Source organism: Bartonella bilalgolemi, assembly GCF_023500045.1.
Classification (GTDB): Bacteria; Pseudomonadota; Alphaproteobacteria; order Rhizobiales; family Rhizobiaceae; genus Bartonella; species Bartonella bilalgolemii.
Window position 1 is genome coordinate 45,815 of record NZ_JAMCOF010000010.1, and the last position, 23,563, is coordinate 69,377.

General features: G+C 36.1%; 20 protein-coding genes and 1 pseudogene. 13 read left to right on the forward strand and 8 right to left on the reverse strand.

The genetic code is table 11. The features are described 5' to 3' along the window. The first annotated feature begins 236 nt into the window (after window positions 1–236). Window positions 237–770, forward strand: a complete 534-nt coding sequence (locus M4Z11_RS05930; RefSeq protein WP_249677513.1) for a GcrA family cell cycle regulator — start codon at window positions 237–239, stop codon at window positions 768–770. A gap of 364 nt (window positions 771–1,134) precedes the next feature. Here M4Z11_RS05930 and M4Z11_RS05940 read toward each other — a convergent pair whose 3' ends face one another. From M4Z11_RS05940 to ccmA, 4 genes are read right to left on the reverse strand one after another with little or no spacing between them, the layout of a single operon-like run. Further along, the gene (locus tag M4Z11_RS05940) at window positions 1,135–1,386 is read right to left on the reverse strand and encodes a hypothetical protein (RefSeq protein WP_249677515.1); all 252 of its coding nucleotides are present in this window, start codon (window positions 1,384–1,386) and stop codon (window positions 1,135–1,137) included. Next, window positions 1,374–2,150, reverse strand: a complete 777-nt coding sequence (locus M4Z11_RS05945) for a heme ABC transporter permease (RefSeq protein WP_249677517.1) — start codon at window positions 2,148–2,150, stop codon at window positions 1,374–1,376. The genes M4Z11_RS05940 and M4Z11_RS05945 overlap by 13 nt, the downstream gene beginning before the upstream one ends. A gap of 45 nt (window positions 2,151–2,195) precedes the next feature. Further along, window positions 2,196–2,861: a heme exporter protein CcmB gene (ccmB, locus tag M4Z11_RS05950; RefSeq protein ID WP_249677519.1), complete on the reverse strand. Its 666-nt coding sequence runs from the start codon at window positions 2,859–2,861 to the stop codon at window positions 2,196–2,198. 1 nt (window position 2,862) lies between these two features. Further along, a complete protein-coding gene (ccmA, locus tag M4Z11_RS05955) occupies window positions 2,863–3,483 on the reverse strand; it encodes a heme ABC exporter ATP-binding protein CcmA (RefSeq protein ID WP_249677521.1) in 621 nt (206 codons plus the stop codon). Between the two features lie 296 nt (window positions 3,484–3,779). Here ccmA and acnA point away from each other — a divergent pair, with 296 nt between their 5' ends. The 10 genes and pseudogenes from acnA to cyoD all read left to right on the forward strand — a co-directional run bounded on the left by acnA (window position 3,780) and on the right by cyoD (window position 16,550). Next, the gene (acnA, locus tag M4Z11_RS05960; protein ID WP_249677523.1) at window positions 3,780–6,467 is read left to right on the forward strand and encodes an aconitate hydratase AcnA; all 2,688 of its coding nucleotides are present in this window, start codon (window positions 3,780–3,782) and stop codon (window positions 6,465–6,467) included. Between the two features lie 234 nt (window positions 6,468–6,701). Next, window positions 6,702–6,968: a 30S ribosomal protein S20 gene (gene rpsT, locus M4Z11_RS05965; RefSeq protein ID WP_249677525.1), complete on the forward strand. Its 267-nt coding sequence runs from the start codon at window positions 6,702–6,704 to the stop codon at window positions 6,966–6,968. 715 nt (window positions 6,969–7,683) lie between these two features. Continuing rightward, the gene (dnaA, locus tag M4Z11_RS05970; RefSeq protein ID WP_249677526.1) at window positions 7,684–9,249 is read left to right on the forward strand and encodes a chromosomal replication initiator protein DnaA; all 1,566 of its coding nucleotides are present in this window, start codon (window positions 7,684–7,686) and stop codon (window positions 9,247–9,249) included. Between the two features lie 198 nt (window positions 9,250–9,447). Beyond that, entirely contained in the window at window positions 9,448–10,569 is a 1,122-nt protein-coding gene (dnaN, locus tag M4Z11_RS05975) for a DNA polymerase III subunit beta (protein ID WP_249677528.1), read from the forward strand. 12 nt (window positions 10,570–10,581) lie between these two features. Continuing rightward, window positions 10,582–11,724, forward strand: a complete 1,143-nt coding sequence (gene recF / locus M4Z11_RS05980) for a DNA replication/repair protein RecF (RefSeq protein ID WP_249677530.1) — start codon at window positions 10,582–10,584, stop codon at window positions 11,722–11,724. Between the two features lie 37 nt (window positions 11,725–11,761). Next, window positions 11,762–12,220: pseudogene (locus tag M4Z11_RS05985) on the forward strand (type II 3-dehydroquinate dehydratase). Between the two features lie 132 nt (window positions 12,221–12,352). Continuing rightward, window positions 12,353–13,324: a ubiquinol oxidase subunit II gene (gene cyoA, locus M4Z11_RS05990; protein WP_249677532.1), complete on the forward strand. Its 972-nt coding sequence runs from the start codon at window positions 12,353–12,355 to the stop codon at window positions 13,322–13,324. Between the two features lie 78 nt (window positions 13,325–13,402). After that, entirely contained in the window at window positions 13,403–15,421 is a 2,019-nt protein-coding gene (gene cyoB / locus M4Z11_RS05995) for a cytochrome o ubiquinol oxidase subunit I (RefSeq protein ID WP_249677534.1), read from the forward strand. Beyond that, the gene (locus M4Z11_RS06000) at window positions 15,418–16,089 is read left to right on the forward strand and encodes a cytochrome (ubi)quinol oxidase subunit III (RefSeq protein ID WP_249677537.1); all 672 of its coding nucleotides are present in this window, start codon (window positions 15,418–15,420) and stop codon (window positions 16,087–16,089) included. Before cyoB ends, M4Z11_RS06000 begins: the two co-directional genes overlap by 4 nt. After that, window positions 16,089–16,550, forward strand: coding sequence for a cytochrome o ubiquinol oxidase subunit IV (cyoD, locus tag M4Z11_RS06005; RefSeq protein ID WP_249677541.1), 462 nt, complete (start codon window positions 16,089–16,091; stop codon window positions 16,548–16,550). The genes M4Z11_RS06000 and cyoD overlap by 1 nt, the downstream gene beginning before the upstream one ends. Window positions 16,551–16,734: 184 nt before the next feature. Here cyoD and fabI read toward each other — a convergent pair whose 3' ends face one another. From fabI to fabA, 3 genes are read right to left on the reverse strand one after another with little or no spacing between them, the layout of a single operon-like run. Then, a complete protein-coding gene (fabI, locus tag M4Z11_RS06010; RefSeq protein WP_249677544.1) occupies window positions 16,735–17,574 on the reverse strand; it encodes an enoyl-ACP reductase FabI in 840 nt (279 codons plus the stop codon). A gap of 49 nt (window positions 17,575–17,623) precedes the next feature. Continuing rightward, window positions 17,624–18,844: a beta-ketoacyl-ACP synthase I gene (gene fabB / locus M4Z11_RS06015; RefSeq protein ID WP_249677547.1), complete on the reverse strand. Its 1,221-nt coding sequence runs from the start codon at window positions 18,842–18,844 to the stop codon at window positions 17,624–17,626. 58 nt (window positions 18,845–18,902) lie between these two features. Further along, entirely contained in the window at window positions 18,903–19,412 is a 510-nt protein-coding gene (gene fabA, locus M4Z11_RS06020; RefSeq protein ID WP_249677551.1) for a 3-hydroxyacyl-[acyl-carrier-protein] dehydratase FabA, read from the reverse strand. Between the two features lie 222 nt (window positions 19,413–19,634). Here fabA and irr point away from each other — a divergent pair, with 222 nt between their 5' ends. Continuing rightward, on the forward strand, window positions 19,635–20,129 hold the full coding sequence (irr, locus tag M4Z11_RS06025) for a Fur family transcriptional regulator Irr (RefSeq protein ID WP_283772524.1): 495 nt from the start codon (window positions 19,635–19,637) through the stop codon (window positions 20,127–20,129). 51 nt (window positions 20,130–20,180) lie between these two features. Here irr and M4Z11_RS06030 read toward each other — a convergent pair whose 3' ends face one another. Then, window positions 20,181–20,741 (reverse strand): SH3 domain-containing protein, encoded by a 561-nt coding sequence (locus tag M4Z11_RS06030; protein ID WP_249677554.1) that lies wholly within the window; start codon window positions 20,739–20,741, stop codon window positions 20,181–20,183. A gap of 574 nt (window positions 20,742–21,315) precedes the next feature. Between M4Z11_RS06030 and M4Z11_RS06035 the strand changes: the two genes are divergently transcribed. Next, window positions 21,316–23,563: hypothetical protein (locus M4Z11_RS06035; RefSeq protein WP_249677557.1), on the forward strand; the 2,248-nt coding region annotated here is incomplete at its 3' end.

The following is a 23,563-nucleotide window of genomic DNA, read 5'->3' on the forward strand; positions in this document are numbered from 1 at the left end:
TATGATTTGTTTGCAAGTTGGGGAAAACGTTTTAAAAGAACGTTATCAAAATATAATAACTCTTGTCATAGAGTCATTGCATATTATAGTTTGAGTAAATAAACGAAATTGGATTTCTATTTGTAAATTCTGCGATTGGTTAAGTTAAAAGGTTTTTATTGAGCTGTCGAATATATAAAATATGCGAAGATGCAGTTAAAAGCCTTTCGATGAGATAATTGGAATGGGGTTCTAGTATGGGTTGGACATGTGAACGCGTTGAACTTCTTAAGAGGCTTTGGAGTGAAGGTCTGAGTGCAAGTCAAATTGCAGTACAGTTGGGTGGAGTCAGTAGAAATGCTGTGATTGGTAAGGTACACCGGTTGAAATTACCAGGACGTGGTAAAACAACACAAGTAGTATCACGTGCACAAAAAGTATTAACAGGTATTAATTCATCAACATCGCGGATGCGTCGTGCAACATCATCTATGTTACAAGAAAACTGCTCTTCTGAAAATTCTAAAGCAACAAATTTAAGACAAGAGTTTGTTACTGAGAATGCAACAGAAGCAAATGCTCCTGAAAAATCAAATGTAGTTGTACCTATGTCGCGTAATCTTAATCTTTTACAATTGAATGAAAATACGTGTAGATGGCCTGTTGGAGATCCTTTATCATCCAACTTTCATTTCTGTGGTGCTGATTCTAGCGAAAGTAGTCCTTATTGTGATTTTCATGCTAAAATAGCATTTCAACCAGTATCAGAAAGACGAAGAGTAAGAATATGATATGTGTAAATAGACAAAGTCTTGCTTTATAATTTAAGCTATATCAATGGGAAAATTGCCTTAATATGAATGTGGAATGATCTTTTTTGTAGTTATATAGCTTCTTCGTGAGAGGGCCCGTGTGTTTGCCGATGATGATATTGTCTTTATTTAAGATAAAAGTTTTCGGTGATCTATGTATAGCTCAGTTAATAGCTGTAAGACCTGAAGCATCAAAACCAATTAATTTAAAAGGATTGCCAAAAGATTAAAGAAATGTCATGGGAATTTTTTCTTTCTGTAGAGTTAAAGAAGAATATAACCAGAAGAAGAAAAGAAAAATGGATACAAAGATTTCAATAAGATAAACAAAGATATGCTTTGTTTAGCTCTGAGAAGGATGATTTTCATTGTATTGTTTTTTCCAAATTTTTTCTTTTATTTGAAGCTGTTTCAGAATTTTTTTCTGGCGCGCACTTTTATGAAGGATACATCCAATAAAACAAAATAGAACACTTGCAGAGAGCATATAACTTAACGCAACAATTTGCCCATGATGTAGAGTTCCAAGAAAAAAATCAATTCGCTGGATAAAATTTCCAAAAGTTTCATTTTGAGCATGATTTAGTTGAAGCATGACGGAGAGTCCTGATGTTGAGGATGATAAGCTGCTTTGATTTGAAGTGTTTTAATACGGCGGTGGGTAATTTCATTTTGCATAGCCATTAAGTATAATACAATAAACATAAAGGTAAAACAAAACATCATTGTTATAAGAGGCCATAACATAGCATGATCAATAGTTGTACCATTCGCACGTAAAAGTGATGCTGGTTGATGAAGTGTATTCCACCAGTTGACAGAGAATTTGATAATAGGAATATTAACTAATCCAACTAATGTTAAAATTGCTGTAGCATACGCAGCTTTGATTTGGTTATCAAAAGAATAAGCAAGAGTAACAATCGCAAGGTAGATAAAAAACAAAATTAAAACCGATGTCAATCTGGCATCCCATTCCCACCATGTTCCCCACGTAGAACGCCCCCAAAGTGCTCCTGTTATGAGTGCTAAAGCTGTAAAGATCGTCCCAATGGATGCGCCACATTTTAGTGCTATATCAGCAAGACAATGGCTCCAGATCAGACTTCCTAATGCAGCAACACTCATTGTAATGTAACAAAAAGTAGATAACCAGGCAAACGGAACGTGAATATACATAATTTTGACAGTAACACCTTGTTGATAATCATCAGGAGAATATACAACCAAAACAAGACCTAATATAAGAAGAAATAATGTGATACTGGTTAACCAAGGTAAAATAGCACTACTTATTTCCATAAAGCGAGTTGGATTTGCGAGGAAAAAATTCGTTTTTTTTCGCGATAATTCATTCATAAATTTATAATAGGCAGATTTTTGCTTGGAAGCAATTATCTTTTATTATTCTGATAAGTACTTGAGTGTTATAGCTGTTACAAAAGAACTGAAAAGACCAAAAAAGAGTGAAAAAGCAAACAGAAAAGCTAGAGCAGTAAGGAAAGAAACTTTTGATGTTATTGGAGCTGTGGCAGCTGTAACGCCAAAAATTATAATTGGAATTGTCCATGGCAAAATAATAATAAAAATGAGCATTGTATTATGCGATAATGATGTGGCTAAAGCTGCTCCAATTGCACCAATGAAAATGAAAGCAGGTGTTCCACATACAAGGGTTAAAATTGTTGTAAAGGTTATTAGAGTATCTAAATGAAGCATAAATGCTGCGATAGGTGTGACAAAAATAAGAGGGAGCATAGTTCCTGCCCAATGCGCAAGACATTTGATAAAAACAATAAATGTTAAGCTTTTTCTTTGACCACAAAGAATAAGTTGATCGAGATTTCCATCATCGCAGTCGGTTTGAAAAAGTTTATTAAGATTGAGTAATCCTGCGAGAAGAGCGCTTAGCCATAATACGCCTGGGCCTATTCGCGTGAGAGTATTTGGATCTGTTCCGAGGGTAAAGGGAGTTATGATAATGATGGCGATGAAAAATAAAGGACCTGTTAATAAAGAAGTTTGTGATGCTAAAATTAATTTAAGGTCGCGCCAAAATAGTGCTTTCATTTTATTTTTTCCTAAGAGGATAAAAATGCTCTAAGGCAATGACATGGTGTTCTTTTAGACCGAGAGAAATATGGGTTGCTGCAATAATCATCCCTCCTTGATTGAGATGACGTTGAAACAATGTCGCAAAAATCTCTTGAGCATGGTGATCAAGGCCAGATATTGGTTCGTCTAGAACCCAAATAGGGCGATAAGAAAGGAGCAGGCGAGCGATGGCTATACGTCTTTTTTGTCCAGTTGATAGAATATTAAAAGGTAAATGCGCGAGATCAGAAAGACCAATATCTGCAAGAGCATCATGGGGATGGTAGAAATGTTGTCCGTAAAATTCCGCCCAAAATTTTAGATTATCAATAACGGATAAGGAGGATTTCATGGCATTTTGAGCACTGAGATAGTGGCATGCGATTGCCAAAGGATATATTTTTCCCTTGTTCTCTAACTTTAAGTCACCTTCAGTAGCTTTGAAAAGGCCGACAATGATTCGCAATAATGTAGATTTTCCAATACCATTTGGGCCTGTGATTGTCATGAGTTGTTGTGTGGATAAACAAAAAGAAAGATTTTGAAATAAAATTTTTTCATTTCTATGTACCGTTAGATTTTTACCCGATAACACCATAATAATAACCTGTTATTCTATTATTTTTTGATTTTTATTACATAATAAAAGTAAAAAAATACGTTTTTTTATGAAATTGTAACTAGAATAGTTCTAGAAATAGTTTTATAAGGCGCATATTACGCCAGCAGTCGGTTTGGGACGGGTTTGAGGCCACTCTCTAAATTTACCGATAAAAGAGCGGGGAGTGAATAGCGGAAATGGTTGTACCCGCATCAAGCTGCGATCTTGACCTGCAGTTTGCATTGTTCGTTCTGAGAAATGGGGTGGTTTGTAATACTTAAGGGTGAACAGTTATGTCTCAAATTGATAGTTTTAATTGTCGTAAAATTTTAAGTGTTGATGGCAAAGAATACATTTATTACAGCTTAATTGAAGCAGAAAAGAATGGGCTTGAAGGGATTTCTCATTTGCCATTTTCGATGAAAGTTCTTCTTGAAAATTTGTTGCGGTTTGAAGATGGTCGCATAGTCAAGAAAGAAGATATTCTGAATGTCGCTCAGTGGTTAAATGATAAAGGGCATTCTGGTGTGGAAATTGCTTATCGCCCTACACGTGTTCTAATGCAAGACTTTACAGGCGTTCCGGCTGTTGTTGACCTTTCTGCTATGCGAGATGCCATGGATAAGCTCGGAGGGGATGCTGAAAAAATCAATCCACTTATTCCTGTTGATCTTATTATTGATCACTCAATTATTGTTGATGATTTTGGTAATTCAGAGGCATTTAAGAGAAATGTTGAATATGAATATGAACGTAATGGTGAGCGCTATCGTTTTTTGAAGTGGGGACAGCAAGCATTTAAAAATTTTCGTGTTGTGCCTCCTGGTACAGGGATTTGCCATCAGGTGAATCTGGAATATTTAGCACAATGCGTGTGGATAAGAGGTGATAGTAGTTGTCAGACAGTTTATCCTGATACATGTGTAGGAACTGATTCCCATACAACCATGGTTAATGGTTTAGGTGTTTTGGGTTGGGGCGTTGGTGGTATTGAAGCAGAAGCCGCAATGTTGGGGCAACCAGTTTCAATGTTGCTCCCTGAAGTGATTGGTTTTCGTTTAACGGGCGAACTTAAAGAAGGCGTAACAGCGACTGATTTAGTACTTCTAATTACGCAAATGTTACGCCAAAAAGGTGTCGTCGGTAAATTTGTTGAATTTTTTGGTCCTGGACTAAAACATATGACACTTTCTGATCGTGCTACGATTGCAAATATGGCACCGGAATATGGCGCAACCTGCGGTTTCTTTCCCATCGATAAAGAGACAGTGCGTTATCTTAATATGACAGGACGTGATGAAAATCGCATTGCTTTGGTGGAAACTTATTCTAAGGCACAAGGAATGTGGCATGATGAAAGGGTTGGGGATCCTATCTTTAGTGATATAATTGAATTAGATATGGGAAATGTTGTACCTTCTATGGCTGGTCCAAAGCGTCCAGAAGGGCGTATTTCATTAGAAAATGTTGGACAAGATTTTGAGCAAGCACTGGTTGATGATTATAAAAAAATCAGTAAGCGAAATGATCGTTATAAGGTTGAGAATAAAGAGTATGAAATTGGTCATGGAGATGTAGTTATTGCTGCCATCACTTCTTGTACAAATACGTCAAATCCAAGTGTTCTTATTGCGGCTGGTCTTTTAGCGCGTAACGCTGTAGCAAAAGGTCTCAGGAGTAAACCATGGGTTAAAACCTCTCTTGCGCCGGGATCGCAGGTGGTTGAAGCTTATCTTCTTGATTCAGGTCTTCAAAAAGATTTAGATGTGTTAGGATTTAATTTAGTAGGATTTGGATGTACGACATGTATTGGGAATTCTGGTCCTTTGTTACCAGCTATTTCTAAAGTCATTAACGATAATGGTTTAATTACTGCAGCAGTTCTTTCAGGTAATCGTAACTTTGAAGGACGTATATCACCTGATGTGCAAGCAAATTATTTAGCTTCACCTCCATTGGTTGTTGCGCATGCGTTAGTAGGAACAGTGCGTAAAGATTTAACGAAGGAGCCTCTTGGTATAGGTTTAGATGGTCAACCTGTTTACTTAAAAGATATTTGGCCAACTTCTAAAGAAATAGGAGAATTTATTGAACAAAATGTCACCCGTAAGATTTTTATTGAGAAATATGCGGATGTATTTAAGGGAGATAAAAATTGGCAGAAAGTTCAGGTTCCAGCTGGTGTTACCTACTCTTGGGATGATCAGTCAACTTATGTGCGTAATCCTCCTTACTTTGCTAATATGCTTAAAGTTCCTAGTGCATTAGCAGATATTAAAAATGCAAGGATTTTAGGTTTATTTGGTGATAAAATCACAACTGATCATATTTCACCTGCCGGTTCTATTAAGCTTGATTCGCCTGCAGGAAGATATTTGACTGATCATGGTGTTAAAGTCGCTGATTTTAATCAGTATGGAACGCGTCGTGGAAATCATGAAGTTATGATGCGTGGGACTTTTGCAAATATCCGAATTCGTAATTTTATTCTTGGAGAAAATGGCCGTGAAGGGGGCTATACAGTTCATTATCCGTCAGAAAAGGAAGGATCTATTTACGATGTAGCAATGACATATAAACAAGAGGGAGTTCCCCTTGTTGTGTTTGCTGGTGTTGAATACGGTAATGGATCGTCTCGAGATTGGGCGGCTAAAGGTGCCTATCTTCTTGGTATAAAAGCAGTAATTGCTCAGTCTTTTGAGCGTATTCATCGTTCTAATCTTGTTGGTATGGGAATTATTCCTTTTGTTTTTGAATCAGGTACAAGTTGGCAATCGTTAGGATTAAAGGGAAGTGAGAAAATAACAATTGAAGGAATCAATGATTTGAAGCCTCGTCAAAAGATAACACTTACAATAACTTTTATTGATGGCACAGAGAAGAAAGTACGATTATTATGTCGTATTGATACTGAAGATGAATTAGATTATTTACGTCATGGTGGTATTTTGCAATACGTTTTACGTAATTTAGCAGTTTAAATAATTTAGCTAATATTGAACCAATTTACCTATATTGGGAGTATATATTTAAAAGTGAGAGATTGAGGAAGGGCTTTACTAATTTTATACTTATTTTTGAAAAATTAATTGACGTTAGCTTTAATGTTAAGTTATAAGTTCACGGGTAGTGAGCAGTTTATAGCTTGTAATTGTTTGTTTCAGTATCGGTATAGTTTAAACTATTTATACTGATCAGTTAAGAGAGATATATTTATGGCGAATACACCTTCAGCTAAAAAAGCTGTCCGTAAGATCGCAATGCGTACGCAGGTTAATAAGGCCCGTCGTTCGCGTGTCCGTACTTTTATGCGTAAATTGGATGATGCTTTAGCTTGTGGCGACAAGGCGTTTGCTGAGGTAGCATTTAAAAATTTTGAACCTGAGATTATGCGTGCGGTTTCTAAAGGTGTTTTTCATAAAAACACTGCTGCCCGAAAAGTTTCGCGTTTGGCCAAACGTTTAAAAGCTCTTAAGGCTTAATTACACTAAATTTATATAATCAAGCTCCGCTTATTAACCAGCATATAAATCGATGCTGGTTTTTTTGATTCATTTTTTTTCAGGAGGGCGATTTAGTGATTACTTCCCAAAAAGTATTATTATTTTTTTAGATTTGGATAGTTATCCACAAGTGTTGTGGATTTTGATAGAGTCGTTTTTTGTCAAGCTTTTTTTATTTTTTATTTTTAATACATGAAATCTTTAATTATCCGTAAATTTAAAAAAAAAAAGTTATTTGAATCAATAGTCTTTTTCATTTTCTTTTTGCAAATACAAATTTATAGTCGTTTTTTATGACCTTTTGATTTCATTTTAGCCTCTTGCATTTTACCTGTGCTGTTTTGTATGGTTCTTATGAAAATTGAAAATACGCAAGGTTTACATCAGGTAAGTATTCTATATTACGTTGTATAGAGAGTGCTTTATCTTATGCTCTCTGTACGTGAGCGAATGTTGAGCAGTCTTTTAGCGGGGTTTTTTAGTTTTCATTATTGATATGTTTTCAATTTCAGAAAGCATATCATGCAATCAAACAAGATAAATCTTATTGATCATCTTTGTTAGTGGGATTGTACTAGAGCTATCCTAAGGGGAGGATGAATAATCTTATTTGGGGAAGGGTGTGTCTCTGCCTTCGCTGAGCAGGTTTTGGCTGTTTGGTAGGGCAAGATTATAGTTTTTTTTGGGATGAAAAATGGTGAATAAATTGAATTCTAAATCTAGTTCCTTTAAAAAGGTTTCAGTGGATATCCTATCGACAGAGAGTATGATAAATGAAATGATGAAGACAAAAGGGGTAGTTAACTCTTTAGAACCTCTTGTTTTTTCAGAGGAAGAAGGTGCTGCTGCTTTTGCGCGTGTAATGGCACAGTTAAAAGCCAATATTGGCATTGAGGCTTATACGAGTTGGTTTGGCCGTTTAAAACTTGCTGAATATAATCGTAATCTTGTGAAACTTTCTGTTCCTACAGCATTTTTACGTTCGTGGATCAATAACCATTATAGCGCTCTTTTAACCACTTTATGGCAGCAGGAGAATTCAGCAATTCTTCGTGTTGAAGTTATTGTTAGAAGTATGGAACGTGTTTCAAAAGATCCTGTATGTAGATCTAATAAAAGCTCAGTTGTTATTGTTCCTGAAGAGCAGCCTTTTTCTCCTTTAGTTGATAGTTATGCTGAGCAATCAATTAAGAGCACTCAAGTGGGTATTTTTGGTTCTCCGCTTGATTCTCGCTATACTTTTGAAAATTTTGTTGAAGGTGCTTCGAATCGTGTTGCGTTGGCGGCAGCGCGCTCGATTGCAGAAGGACATAAAAGTTCTTTACGCTTTAATCCCCTTTTTATTTATGCATCTGTTGGTTTAGGAAAGACACATTTGCTTCAGGCTATCGCAGCAGCTGCACTCAAGCGCTTGACATCTGCGCGGGTTATTTATTTGACCGCTGAATATTTTATGTGGCGTTTTGCTATGGCCATTCGTGATAATGATGCTCTTTCATTTAAAGAGCAGTTACGTGACATTGATCTTTTAATTATTGATGATATGCAATTTTTACAAGGGAAGTCAATTCAACGTGAATTTTGCCATTTGCTTAATATGTTACTCGATAGTGCAAAACAAGTTATTGTGGCTGCTGATCGTCCGCCGGCAGAATTAGAATCACTTGATCTTCGTGTGCGTTCTCGTCTTCAAGGAGGTGTGGCCCTTGAAATTGAAACACCGGATTATGAGATGCGTTTGGAAATGTTGCGTCAACGGTTAAAAATTGCACAGCAAGATGATAATATGATTATGATTTCTGATGAGATTTTAGCATATATTGCTAAAATGGTTTTAGGATCAGGTCGTGATATTGAAGGAGCTTTTAACCAGTTGTTATTCCGTCAATCTTTTGAAATTGATTTATCTTTAGAACGGATTGATGAATTATTAGGTCATTTGACACGTTCAGGTGAATCGAAACGCATACGGATAGAGGAAATTCAGCGTACTGTTGCACGTCATTATAATGTTTCTAGGCAGGATTTATTGTCTAATCGTCGAACACGTACAATTGTTAAACCGCGGCAAGTTGCAATGTATTTGGCAAAAGTTTTGACACCTCGTTCATTACCTGAAATTGGACGCCGTTTTGGGGGGCGTGATCATACGACTGTTTTACATGCTGTACGTAAAATTGAAGATTTGGTTTGTGATGATCAGACTTTGGCTAAAGAGCTTGAGCTACTTAAGCGATTAATAGGAGAACATGCTGCGTAGTATTTATAGTCTTTTTCTTATTGTTAACGATATCAAAGAAGATTGACCAAAATAATAATTTGGTTTGTATTAAAATCTTGCTATTTTAAAAGAAGTTTATTAAAATTTGAGTATATAGCAATTGTAAGTTAATTGATTACTTTTGGTTTGTCGAATTCCTATAGTTATTTCGGGTAAAAATTATAAACAGGGATTTTTATGCGCATTACAATTGGTCGCAGTCAGCTACTTAAATCTCTTAGTCGTGTTCACCGTATTGTGGAGCGTCGTAATACTATCCCTATTTTGTCAAATGTATTGATAGATGCAAGTGGTGGAAGGATACAATTAAAAGCAACAGATCTCGATCTAGAAATTACAGAATCTTCTTCAGTCAATATTGAACAAGGCGGGGCAATAACTGTCCCAGCGCATTTGTTCTATGATATTGTTCGCAAACTTCCTGACGATAGTGAGGTTATTTTAGACGTTGATGAAAATCAGGCAAGTACTATGTCTGTTACCTCTGGTTGTACTAATTTTCAGCTTCAATGTCTTCCTAAGATAGATTTTCCGGAATCGCTTCCAGGTCAGTTTAGTTGTCGTTTTTCTTTGTTAGCGTCAAAATTGAAATATTTACTTGATTGTACGCAGTTTGCTATGTCTACTGAAGAGACGCGTTATTATCTGAATGGTATTTATTTTCATATCATTGTTGATGATATTTCGAAGTTGCGTTTAGTTTCGACTGATGGTCATCGTTTAGCACAGGTCGATATAGAAGCACCTTCGGGATCTGATGGTATGCCAGGTGTTATCATTCCTCGTAAAACCGTAGGAGAGTTGCAAAAACTTCTTGGGGAAGAAGCTGATAATGATGTGTGTATAGAGCTTTCAGATACAAAGATTCGTTTTTCTGTTGGGTCTGTAATTTTAACATCAAAACTAATTGATGGAGTATTTCCAGAGTATCAACGTGTTATTCCACTAAAAAATGATAAAAAATTGATTATCAATAGGCAAGATTTTTCTTCTGCAGTTGATCGTGTTTCAACAATTTCAAGCGATCGTGGGCGTGCAGTAAAATTGATGATCGAAAAAGGACTTGTAAAATTTGTGGTGAATAATCCTGATTCAGGAAGTGCAAAAGATCAGTTAGTTGCAGATTATGCATTTGATCCGCTTGAGATAGGTTTCAATTCACGATATCTTTTGGATATTGCAGCACAACTTTCAAGTGATGAAATGATTTTTACGTTTGCTGATTCTGGAGCGCCAACGTTGATTCGTGGAAATGGTGATACAGATGCACTTTATGTGCTGATGCCTATTCGTGTTTAAGGATGGTGCATTTTGCGATGTAGTGCTAGCCATATACATAAAGTGGCTGTCAGACAACTGAAATTAGAAAATTACCGTAATTATTGTTCTTTAGCTCTTCATTTATTAGGTCAACATGTCATTTTGACAGGTCGTAATGGCGTTGGCAAGACTAATCTTTTAGAAGCACTATCTTTTCTTTCTCCTGGTCGTGGTTTGCGACGTGCGGCTTATTCTGATATCCGTTGTTCTAAGGGAAGTGGTACAGGGTTTGTTGTATTTGCTCGTCTTCAGTGTGCGCTTTATGGTGAAGCAAATATTGGTACAGCTTTAGAAGTTAATGACGGTGGTAGGAAAGTACATATTAATGGTGTAAATGAGGCAAGCGATTGCTTAATGGACTATTGCCATATTAGTATATTGACACCTTCTATGGATGGACTTTTTACAGGACCTGCGCTTGATCGGCGCCGTTTTTTAGATCGTATGGTTTTATCTATTGATTCTTTGCATGGCCGTCGTATAGCAGATTATGATAGAGTTATGCGTGCGCGCAATCGTTTATTTTTAGATAGAAATGACGATCATGCTTGGTTAGATGCTTTAGAGGTGCAAATGGCTGAACTTGCAACAGCCATTGCAGCGGCACGGGTTGATGTTATTCAGCTTTTGAATGATATGTTTGCGCAAGTTTCTTCTTGTATACCTTTTCCAAGAGCTTTTTTACAAGTTAATGGTTTTTTGGAAAAAGCACTTAGGGAAACATCCGCTATTGAAGTTGAAGAACAATTTTTGTATCGGTTGCGCAACAACCGTGCGATAGACTGTGCTGCTGGGCGAACATTAGAAGGTCCACACCGTACAGATTTGCAAGTTTTTTATGCAGATAAAAATATGGATGCGACATTTTGTTCAACTGGTGAACAAAAAGCTTTATTAACAGGATTAGTTTTGTGTCATGCACGTTTAACAAGTACGATATCTAAGATGACGCCTATTCTCCTTCTCGATGAGATAGCTGCTCATTTTGATTCCCATCGGCGTGCTGCTTTATTTGATATTCTTGATGATTTAGGTGGGCAGGCATTTATGACAGGAACAGATCATATTTTGTTTGATTCTTTAAAGGGACGGGCAGAGTTTTTTGAAATTGAAAATGGCATTTTATTACAATAAACAATGTATCAATAATTGTAATAAAACGCAGCGCATCATGTTTATGATTATAACGGTTTTGTATGATTCTAATTTGAACTTTTTTGGTAAACATAAGCTAGAAATTTATAGCACTACGACTTTAGGAGATATTGAAAGATTATGTAAAAATCGAGTAATAGGATTTGTAATAACATTACACTTTTTATCAAAGTAATTGTGAAGATCAATTAGTAGATTGGAGATAAACAGGTATTGGAGTGAGTACCAGATTGATTATCAATCTAATTGTTTATAGTAGTACGTCTTTTACAGTTTTTGATGCATTAAAATATTTCTAGGACCAATAACCAATAGAAGAAGTTCATTTATCAAATATTTATCAACGTGAATCTTTTTGTTGTTGTTTTTATGTTTTTACAGCAATAAATGCGGTTATTGTCAGATGCGGTTGTGAGGCTATTGGTTTGCACTTGAATATATTGCGAAACAGTTTAAATATAATTTAAAATGCTAAAATTGGTTAATATCAATATACTTATCTTAAAATTTACTTGATAATTTTTATTTGAATAAGTAAGACACGTTTAAGAAATGTCGTTACTGTATATTATGGCAACTGCTAGGGGCATGTACGGGGAAGATAGGAATGAGAGACTTTATTCAACAAATAAAGATACTCGGGGTTTTGTGGATAGCATTACTTTTATCTGGTTGTAAAATTGATGTTCTTCAGCCTGCGGGATATGTTGCGCGCCAACAGCTTATTTTAATTATCTTATGTGTTCTTGTTATGTTGTGCGTTGTAATTCCAGTAATGATTGCAGTGGTTTTTTTAGCTATAAAATATCGCGCTTCAAAAACGACGGAAGATTATTTACCGGATTGGGGACACTCAAATAAAATTGAAGCTTTTATGTGGAGTATTCCAGTTATTATTGTGACAGTTTTAGGGCTATTGACAGCCTATTACACTTATAAACTTGAGCCCTCAAATGCTCTTCCTACGGATGTTGTTGGTGAAGAAAAGCCTTTGCAAGTGGACGTTGTAGCGCTAGACTGGAAGTGGTTATTTATTTATCCTGAATATGGCATTGCAGCGGTTAATGAAATTTATGCACCACAAGGTCGTCAAGTGTTATTGCAGATAACATCAGAGAGCTCTGTTAATGCGTTCTGGGTTCCAAAACTTGGTACAGTTCTTTATGCTATGCCGCAGATGAATGCTAAATTACATTTAATGGCTGATAAGCAAGGGATCTTCAATGGAAGTTCAGCAAATTATAGTGGCGATGGTTTTGCGAATATGCGTTTTCGATGGCATTCTGTATCATTGAATGATTTCGATAATTGGGTTGCTAAAGTTCGGGCAAATGGTCAGAAGCTTGATCGTCTGTCTTATCGTCAACTTTCTGTTTCTCCTCTTATGGGGGATATTGCTGCGAAAGAAAAAGATGCTGAAGTACGTTATTTTGCCCCTGTTGAAAAACAGCTTTATTATCGTATTGTCAATCGATGTGTTGATGGAAATGTCATCTGTAATGAAGATTTAATGAAGCGGGCTGCTGCTCAGACGCTTTGGGGTGCACTTTGTTCAGTTTTTGATTCAAGTGCTATTTAGGAAATAGTTAATCGAAAAAGGAACTATTTTTAAATAAGGATTCTTTTCAATTAGAATTCATTTTATATAGGGTAGAAAATGTTTGGAAGACTTACAGATCCTACAGCGGCTGCTTTTCATGCACTTGCACATGAGCCAATCGTTCTTTATACATGTATTGCAATTGTTTTGGGCGGTTTAGCTGTTGCTATTGCTTTAACAATACTTGGTTGGTGGAAAGTTCTTTGGCGAAATTGGATTACAACTGTTGATCATAAACGAATTGGTATTATGTACATCATTCTCGGCATTATTATGCTTGTTCGTGGTTTTGCTGATGCGATTATGATGCGAACACATCAGGCTTTAGCATTTGGGAGTGAAGCAGCAGGTTATTTACCTCCTGAGCATTTTGATCAGATTTTTTCAGCACATGGTGTGATTATGATTTTCTTCATGGCTACACCAATTTTATTTGGTCTTTTCAATTATCTTATACCACTTCAGATTGGTGCCCGTGATGTTGCATTTCCATTTGCGAATAATCTAGGATTTTGGATCACAGTTGCGGCCGCAGTATTAATTAATATATCGCTTGGAATTGGTAATTTTGGTCGTGGTGGTTGGTTAATGTATCCACCTTTCTCAGAATTACAAAATAGCCCAGATACAGGAGTGGATTATTATTTGTGGTCTCTTCAGCTTTCTGGCATTGCAACAACTATGGGATCAGTCAATTTTGTGGCAACCATTATTAAAATGCGTGCTCCTGGAATGACGATGATGAAAATGCCTATTTTTTGTTGGTCGGCTTTTGTTAGTAATATTCTTATTTTAGTTATTTATCCTGTTTTAGCTATTGCATTTGTACTCTTGGCAGCTGACCGTTATTTAGGCATGAATTTTTTTACTAATGTTGCTGGTGGAAACCCAATGGTATGGATTAATTATGTTTGGGTTTTTGGTCACCCAGAGGTTTATGTTTTAGTTATCCCTGCCTTTGGAATTGTTTCGGAAATCGTTTCAACATTTTCTTCAAAACGCCTTTTTGGTTATGCCTCAATGATATGGGCAATTATAGTGATTTTGGTTCTTTCAATGCTTGTTTGGGGACATCACTTCTTTACAATGGGAGGTGGTGAAGCTGTGAACACCTTCTTTAGTATTGCTACGATGATCATTGCAGTTCCGACGGGTGTTAAAGTCTTTAATTGGTTACTGACTATGTATAAGGGTCGGATTCGTTTTGAACCTCCAATGCTTTGGTGCATGGGGATGATTTTTACGTTTGTTGGTGGTGGATTGACGGGTGTTTTGATGTCGATTGTTCCTGCTGATTGGCAGTTTCATAATTCTTTATTTTTAGTTGCTCACTTTCATCATACGATTATTGGAGGTGTTGTTTTTGCCTATTTAGCTGGATTAGCCTTTTGGTTTCCAAAAGTTTTTGGCATTAAACCAAATCGTATATTAGGTATTGCATCTTTCTGGTGCTGGTTTATTGGTTTTTACTTTGCTTTCTTTCCAGTTTATATACTTGGGTTAATGGGTGCTACGCGTCGTCTTCAGCATTATATTGAGCCAGGTTGGCAGCCGATGTTTATGGTTGCTGCAGTAGGTGCTTTTATTATTCTTCTTGGTATACTTTGTTTTGTATTACAAATAGTTTTAGCAATTTGGTATGGTATTAAGCATAAAGGGCATTTGCCGGTAACATCAAATGATCCTTGGGGAGATACACGAACACTTGAATGGTCTATTTCTTCTCCTCCTCCTGCTTATAATTTTGCAATTATTCCAGAGGTGTGGAGTGAGGATGCCTATTGGAATATGAAAAAGAAAGGTTATCAGCGTCCGACAAGTGGGTTTGTAAAAATTCATATGCCTTCAAATACATCAGCTGGAATTGTTGCAGGCTTTTTCTCATTAATTGTTGGTTTTTCTCTTGTTTGGCATATTTGGTGGCTAGCTATTCTTGGGTTAGTTTGCTTTATTGCGACAATTATTTATCATTCATTAATGGGTGATCATCATGGTTATTATATTTCAGCTGAAGAGGTGCAAAAAACAGAAGATATCTTCACAGCTGTTTTAGAAAAACAAGAGGTAAAAGTATGAGTGCGACGACAATGAATCATGTATGCACGGACGAATATCACTACGCTCATCACAATAGTTCGATAATGATATTTGGGTTTTGGGTTTACATTCTTTCAGATTTAATTTTGTTCTCAACATTGTTTTCGAGTTTTGCTGTATTCTCTGCTTCTTATGGAGGAGGTAAAGCTGGTAATGAGTTTATTAATTTAAATTTTGTTTTGGTTGAAACGGCAATTTTATTATTGTCATCAATTACTTATGGGTTTGCTATGGGTTATGCTCATAAGGGATATCTTGCTAAGTTACGTGTCTGGTTGGCAATTACCTTTGTGCTTGGATTATGCTTTGTTGGAATGGAAATTTATGAATTTTATGAACTGCTCAATGAAGTGTTCTATTACGATCCTAATGCTTATGCTGGTGTTGATCCTGCAACAGGTGTAAAATCTTTTGGGAAAAATGTTCTATCCGCTTATTGGTCAGCATTTTTTGCGTTGGTTGGTACTCATGGCCTTCATGTGAGTGTTGGTTTACTGTGGATGGTTGTAATGTTTTTTCATTTGCATCGCAGTGGTTTGGATCAGGATAATAAGACGCGTTTGACATGTCTCTCAATTTTCTGGCATTTACTTGATATTGTTTGGATTGGTGTTTTCACTATGGTTTATTTGCTGGGGGCACTGTAATGAGTATGTATGACAAAAATCATGATCCAAGTATTAGTTCTTATTTAGTTGGCTTTATTTTATCTGTTCTTTTTACTTTAGGCTCTTTTATTCCTGTAATGTATGGCTTATTAGATAGTTGGGCCATCAGTACGAAAGTTATTTATCTTATTGGGATGGCACTTATACAAATTATTATACAAATTGTTTTCTTTTTGCATTTGAATTCTGGTCCAGATGCTAAGTGGAATCTAGCAGCTTTATTGTTTGCAGCTATGTGTGTTTTCATTATCATCGGTGGTACTTGGTGGGCGATTTCTCATTTGAATTATAATATGATGGGCAGCTCGGGGCGTATTATTGAACCGGATATAAATGCAACTATATCAGAAGAAAGATTCATTGATGTACCAGAATCAATCGAACAGCCTTCTAAAACTTTAGAAATAATAGAAAATATTCCTGAGGTCTCAGATCAATAGAGCAACTTTTTGAGGCAAAGGAATCAGTAAATCAATTGTCAAAACTGCTATCTTTTTAAAATTAAAGCGCTTTAATTTTAAAGCTTATAATTTTGCTTTTTAGTATTAGTATATGTTATTAAATACGTCTTTGAAGTTTAAAATATTTTTCCAACTTTATAGTTTTTTACAATAGACACTTCTACTATTTTTCGTTGTATGAGTTTTTATTTTCTTGAGTTTCTTCGCTTTGTTTTAGTTCTTCAAGTGTTGGCATAGACAAGATATTATAGCCTGAATCAACATAATGAATTTCACCTGTAACACCTGATGATAAATCAGAGAGCAAGTAAAGAGCCGCGTTTCCAATTTCATTAATATTTACAGTACGGCGTAGAGGTGCATTACGACGTTGATATGAAAAGATTGCTCGTGCAGATGCAATGCCATTACCAGCTAAAGTCCGAATAGGTCCAGCTGAAATTGCATTGACGCGAATATTTTGAGGTCCAAAATCTGTAGCTAAATAACGCACCATAGCTTCTAAAGCTGCTTTAGCTATACCCATGACATTGTAATTAGGAACGACTCTCTGTGAAGCTCCATAAGTAAGTGCTACTAATGCACCGCCATTAGGCATGAGTTTACCGGCACGTTGAGCAATTTCAGTAAAGGAATAGGCTGAAATAACCATTGTACGATTAAAATTTTCACGTGTTGTCACGTCAACATAACGTCCCTTTAATTGTGTTTTATCTGAGAAACCAATAGCATGAACAACGAAATCAATAGTTTTCCACTCTTTTTCAAGATATTCAAAAGTGCGATTGATATTTTCAATTTTTTCAACGTCACATTCTAATAATAATTTACAACCAAGTTTTTCTGCTAGTGGTTGAACGCGTTTTCCAAAAGCTTCTCCTTGATATGTAAGAGCCAGTTCAGCTCCTGCATTTGCTAATTGACATGCAATACCCCAAGCAATCGAATGGTCATTTGCAATCCCCATAATAAGACCACGTTTGCCTTTCATCAAACCTTTCATATTATTCTCCGTAAGACTATGCTAGTTTCAATACACTAAGAGTTCCTGCTTATGTATAGCGTTGGAAAACAAGCGTTGCATTGGTACCACCAAAGCCAAAAGTGTTTGATAATACGGTATTAAGTTTTTGGTTATCGAGACGTTTACGAATGATTGGCATATCGGCAAAAGCTGGGTCAATTTCTTCAATATGAGCGCTCTCACAAATAAAATTATGATTCATCATTAACAGTGTATAAATTGCTTCTTGAACACCTGCTGCACCTAAGGAATGTCCAGTTAAAGACTTTGTGGCAGAGATGGGTGGACATTGATCTCCTACTCCAAAAATACGACGAATTGCATCTATTTCTGAAGAATCACCAACGATTGTTGCTGTTGCATGAGGATTAATATAATCAATTTTATTTTTTATGGTTGCAAGAGCCATACGCATACATCTTTCTGCTCCTTCACCAGATGGAGAGACCATATCATAACCATCGGATGTAGCACCATAACCAACAATTTCTCCGTAAATTTTTGCACTGCGTGCTTTAGCTAATTCTAGTTCTTCAAGAACTAAAACACCAGCTCCACCAGCAATGACAAATCCATCACGATTAATATCATAAGCACGTGAAGCTGTTTCTGGTGTATTATTATATTTGCTGGACATAGCACCCATAGCATCAAATAAAACAGATAATGTCCAATCCAAATCTTCGCACCCACCTGCAAAGATGCGCTTTTGCTTGCCGTATTGTATCATCTCATAAGCATTTCCAATACAATGATTGGATGTAGCACAAGCTGAGGAAATTGAATAGTTGACCCCTTTAATTTTAAAAAAGGTTGCGAGAGTTGCTGAAGCTGTAGAACTCATTGCTTTGGGCACAACAAAAGGTCCAACTCGCTTTGGGCCTTTTTGACGTGTAAGATCAGCGGCTTCAACAATTGATCGAGTTGATGGTCCTCCAGAGCCCATAATAATACCAGTATATTCATTTGATACTTCATTAGGTTCTAAACCCGCATCAGCAATTGCTCTATCCATAGCAATTTGATTCCATGCTGTTCCATAACCATGAAAACGCATAGCTCGCCGATCAACAAATTCTTCTACGTTAATATCTGGTTTAGCGTGTACTCTACTCCGGAAACCTAATTCAGCATGCTTGGGTGCATAGGAAATTCCTGATTTCGCTTCATATAAACTCGTTAAAACAGTTTGAAGTTCATTTCCAATTGAGGAGATAATACCCATTCCGGTTACAACAACTCGACGCATTCATACCTCCTTGTTTCCTATAGAGTAACAAAATATTTTTATCTTGTTGAAAGAATGTCTAACTTTCTTTAAACAAAGCAACACGTAAATCATTGGCTTTATAAATTGTCTCTCCATCTGCTTTTAACCATCCATCCGCTATTCCTAAAACCAAATGTCCACGTCGAATACGTTTAAAATTTATTTCATATTGAAGCAATTTGGTTTGCGGAGTTACCATGCCTGATAATTTTACTTCTCCTGTTGAAATAGCACGCCCTTTTCCTAGTTCACCTAACCATCCAAGAAAAAAACCCGTTAATTGCCACATACCATCTAAACCGAGACACCCTGGCATGACAGGATCATTGATAAAATGACAATCAAAAAACCATAAGTCTGGAGTAATGTCAAATTCAGCACAAATTACCCCTTTATCATATTTTCCACCACTTTCACTGATTTGAGTGATTCGGTGAATCATCAACATTGGAGGTGCAGGTAATTGTGCATTACCTTTACCAAACATTTCGCCGCGAGTGCAGTTTAAAAGCTCTTCATAAGTGTAGTGAGACTTTCGTTTAGCCATTGTTATTTCCATATTTCTTTTTATACCTCTATCCTAATCTACTTTTAAAGCAAATTGTCAGGAGAGGGAAATGATTTTGTATTATTTAGGGTGACAAAAAGTTTTTTGTGTTTCTTGTTACATAAAGATTATCATTTAAGATATTTATTATCTTGTTTTTTCATTGTGTTTAAATTCCAAACCAAACTTGCATATGCATGTAGGACGATTTATAATATTCCAATGAGTGCTGATGACTTGAGATTGAATAAAAAAGAACGATTTATAAGAAATCGTAAGAAAGTTGTGAATTGCCTTTCGTTATCTGAATTAAAAGAGCATTTGCGTAAAAATGGTTTGCGACCAACGCGTCAACGATTAGAACTTGCTAATATGATTTTTTTTCAAGGTAATTGCCATGTTGCTGCTGAGGAGTTATATGAAGAGGCAGTTAAATTAGGTATACCTGTGTCTTTGGCAACAGTTTATAATACTCTTCATCAGTTTACAGAAGCAGGTTTATTACGGATTATTGCTGTAGAAGGTTCGAAAACTTGGTTTGATACGAATACATCTGATCACTATCATTTCTATGTTGAGGGTGAAAATCGTATTCTTGATATTCCTTGTAATTTAGAAGGTTCTCCTATCATTGAAAATCTCCCTCAACCGCCAAACGATATGGAAATTTCGCATGTCGATTTAATCATTCGTTTAAGGCCAAAGAGTTCTATTTAATTTTAGGACTTCAAAGGTTTGTGTGAAGAATAAAAATTAAATGCTGATAGTTTAAGCTTTTTTAATTTTTTCGTCAGGATAAATTCCCCATAATTGGTTTTGATGAAGCCAGCCACGAGTGTTACGGATATCTAGTTCGCACCAGATTCCATTACATTGGCGAATATTACCAATGATATTAGGTTCTATTTCTGCCACAATTTTCTCATTATCTCCTGGATTTTTACGTAACATGAGTCTGTGTACTTTATCCTTTTGCCACGGAATAGTTATTGCAGTTCGTTTTCCTGATAATAGTGATTGGTAAATCCATCCTTCATCTCCTTCTGCATCACGAACTTTGCGCCATTGATCATATTCTTGGATAATTTCAATAGGCAGTCCCTGTTTTTGGTAAGTAAAGATAATAGAATAATTATTTCCTGGTCCAATACGCATATTAACACGAGCGGATTTTATTGAAGCGAATCGTGGAAGCGGTAAACCACTAGGGCCTAAATTTTGATTGAGTTTTTGTGGATGTGAAAAAGCAAGAGAGCCAAATAGAAGCTTTCCTGTCATTAATACACATGATAGGAGTACAAAAAGACGAAACCAAATAAAATGTTTCATATTTACACCTCTTTTTCTTCATTTGTGTAATTTGCAATTTGAGATACGGAGGATACATTCGAAACTTTATTCGAGTATGGCATACAGTTGGTTAAAAAGGTCTAAATACTCAAAATATTATTATAAAAAATAGCTAAAATGGTATAAGATTTGAAAATTTTTGTGTCAGTTCGGCACAATCAGTTATGTATTCGATGTGAATTTTTTTCTACAAAGTAAAAAGTGTCTGATTTTTATTCCTGTTTAATAAAGCGTTGTGCCATTATACCTTGATACGGCACAAATCCATTTTCAAGTAAAGAGTAATGATTTTTGCATAGAAAGTTGAACTAAGGTAATCGATTATGATCGAGCATGAAAAAGTTTAGTTTCTTGCAAAATAGTATAGTTGATTAAGTTAAGAATAGCTAACGATTTATTTCTTGCTTTACATAAAATACATAACGTATTAAATAGAACACATAATGTGTTAAATTAATGTACGCGTAAAGATATAATAATACACTTTTTAGTTGTTATAATATATCTTTCGAGATGTTAATTTTGATTGGAAGGAAAAAATTGAGGCAAAACTATGCTTAAAGTTTTTAAAAATTATACTTACGTTTGTGCTTGTACTACAAGTGCTTTTTTCTTTTTGCAAAATATAGATGTTAATGCGACATCTGAACTGAAAGATTGTTCAGAGAATAGTCCTTTTCTTAAATGTTCTGATGGTAAAACACATACTTTTACGAATAAGACCTATCAATCAAATGAACAGAAAGGTTCTTCATTTTCTCGAGCGGTATTCGCAGAAAAAACAGGTACAGTTATTAATGCGAAGAACATTACTATTACTAACTCTAAAACAGGTGTGTCTGCAAAAGAAAATGGAAAAGTTATTTTGCAGGATTCGATTATTAAGGAAGTGGCAGAAGGCCTTTCCGCTAGTGAAAATGGCGCAATCAAAATGGTGGGTGGAACAATTAATTTGAATTATGATGAAAGGAGTATAGGAGTAAGCTCGTGGAGTAGCCAAGGAGTCGAGTTAGAGAATGTGCATATTACATTGAGGGAAGGGAAGGAGCAGCGTGCTAATATGGGTTTATATGCTGGATGTTCTTCTAGTAGGATGTGTAATTCCAAAATCACAATGATGAATGGGTCAATAAATGTTTTTGGTATTGGTGCTGGAATAGATAAGGAGTCTCAGGGTAATATTTTCTTAACTAATGTAAAAATTACAGTGAAGAATGGTGGAAGTAAACAGTATCCTTATGATTCATTAGGGATATACATTGCTAATAATAACAGTAAGCTTAAAATGATTAATGGGTCAATTGATTTTACAGATGGAGTTGGGGTGCTTGTAAGGGAACAAGGACACGCTGATTTATATGGTGTGATAATTACTGGAAAAAACAATTATGATAAGGGAAAAACAGATGATAGAGGTGGATTGTATCTAGATACAGGAGGGTCTATTTTTTTAAAGGATGGGCAAATTTCTGTTTCTAATACTTATGGTATAGCAATGTATCAGGCTGTAGATAGAAGTATTGTGGAGGAAAAAGTCGATATTGAAAACTCAACCATTACAGCTGAGACATATCCGGCTATTTATATTACTAAACAAAATTCTTTAATGAGGAATTTTGATACCCATGAGAAAAAATCCATTGTTAAATTATCAAAAAATTCCAATATCTCTGGTGATCTTTTGTTACAAGCTCAGGGAGGCGTTATAGAAATTCAAGCTGATCAGTCCATCCTAAAAGGGGGTGTTTCTATTGCTAATGGAGCTCTTGCAAATTTTAGTTTGAAGAATAATTCAACCTGGACTTTAACAACAAGAAAAAATAACAATTTTACCAATCAAAGACATTTGAATAACAGCGCATGGTTTATAACATCTTTAAAACTGGATCATAGTATTGTTCAGTTTGATACACCAAAAAATATTGTTTATCAAACACTTAATGTTGGAAAAGGATCGGGCGTTGTTTATAGTGCTACGAATGATGCAAAGCTTCACTTGAATGTTTTTATTAGTAAAGAAAATAACATTAATGACCAAAAGACTGATAGGCTTTTGATTCATGGCGATGTGTCCGGTACGACCACTGTTTATATTACTGGTCAAAATGGAGGTTCGAAAGGTGATATAGGGAAGAATGGGAACACTCAGGGTATTTCCCTTATTCAGGTTTCCGGTACGGCACAAGAACATTCCTTCAAATTAGAAGGAGATTATATTACAATCAATGGTTTACCTTATAGGTATGGTCTTTTTGCTTATGGTCCAAGTTCTTCTCGTGGTCAGGCTGCTTCTGATCAAAAGTTAGTTAATGGTGATGGAAGTAATTTTTGGGATTATCGTCTGCAGAGTGAATATATCTCACCACCACCACTAGTGCCAAAACCAGAACCAGCAACACCAAAATCAGCATCAGAGCCAGCACCGGCACCAAGGCCAGAAGCACCAGCGCCTAAACCAGTGCCAAAACCAGAACCAGCACCGGCACCAAGGCCAGAAGCACCAGCGCCTAAACCAGTGCCAACACCAGCGCCGGCGCCAATGCCACCAGCGCCTAAACCAGTGCCAACACCAGCGCCGGTGCCAATGCCACCAGCGCCAGAACCAGGTCCAAGAGTGCCAGCAGTTGTGCCACAACTACCAAGTTATTTGCTTTTACCTCATGCTTTATTTCACGCAGGTTTAGTAGATATGAGCAATCAACACGAACTTTTGGAAATCATAGAAAATGCTTCGAATGAGGCTGATAACAATAGAAAGACAAGCTTTTTTATACGCGGTTATGGGAGTAATCATCGCTATA

Bases quoted from the DNA above. Each gene is read 5' to 3' on its own strand.
- M4Z11_RS05930 (WP_249677513.1), top strand. From the start codon at position 237: ATGGGTTGGACATGTGAACGCGTTGAACTTCTTAAGAGGCTTTGGAGT.
- M4Z11_RS05940 (WP_249677515.1), bottom strand. From the start codon at position 1,386: ATGCTTCAACTAAATCATGCTCAAAATGAAACTTTTGGAAATTTTATC.
- M4Z11_RS05945 (WP_249677517.1), bottom strand. From the start codon at position 2,150: ATGAATGAATTATCGCGAAAAAAAACGAATTTTTTCCTCGCAAATCCA.
- ccmB (WP_249677519.1), bottom strand. From the start codon at position 2,861: ATGAAAGCACTATTTTGGCGCGACCTTAAATTAATTTTAGCATCACAA.
- ccmA (WP_249677521.1), bottom strand. From the start codon at position 3,483: ATGGTGTTATCGGGTAAAAATCTAACGGTACATAGAAATGAAAAAATT.
- acnA (WP_249677523.1), top strand. From the start codon at position 3,780: ATGTCTCAAATTGATAGTTTTAATTGTCGTAAAATTTTAAGTGTTGAT.
- rpsT (WP_249677525.1), top strand. From the start codon at position 6,702: ATGGCGAATACACCTTCAGCTAAAAAAGCTGTCCGTAAGATCGCAATG.
- dnaA (WP_249677526.1), top strand. From the start codon at position 7,684: ATGGTGAATAAATTGAATTCTAAATCTAGTTCCTTTAAAAAGGTTTCA.
- dnaN (WP_249677528.1), top strand. From the start codon at position 9,448: ATGCGCATTACAATTGGTCGCAGTCAGCTACTTAAATCTCTTAGTCGT.
- cyoA (WP_249677532.1), top strand. From the start codon at position 12,353: ATGAGAGACTTTATTCAACAAATAAAGATACTCGGGGTTTTGTGGATA.
- cyoB (WP_249677534.1), top strand. From the start codon at position 13,403: ATGTTTGGAAGACTTACAGATCCTACAGCGGCTGCTTTTCATGCACTT.
- M4Z11_RS06000 (WP_249677537.1), top strand. From the start codon at position 15,418: ATGAGTGCGACGACAATGAATCATGTATGCACGGACGAATATCACTAC.
- cyoD (WP_249677541.1), top strand. From the start codon at position 16,089: ATGAGTATGTATGACAAAAATCATGATCCAAGTATTAGTTCTTATTTA.
- fabI (WP_249677544.1), bottom strand. From the start codon at position 17,574: ATGAAAGGTTTGATGAAAGGCAAACGTGGTCTTATTATGGGGATTGCA.
- fabB (WP_249677547.1), bottom strand. From the start codon at position 18,844: ATGCGTCGAGTTGTTGTAACCGGAATGGGTATTATCTCCTCAATTGGA.
- fabA (WP_249677551.1), bottom strand. From the start codon at position 19,412: ATGGCTAAACGAAAGTCTCACTACACTTATGAAGAGCTTTTAAACTGC.
- irr (WP_283772524.1), top strand. From the start codon at position 19,635: ATGAGTGCTGATGACTTGAGATTGAATAAAAAAGAACGATTTATAAGA.
- M4Z11_RS06030 (WP_249677554.1), bottom strand. From the start codon at position 20,741: ATGAAACATTTTATTTGGTTTCGTCTTTTTGTACTCCTATCATGTGTA.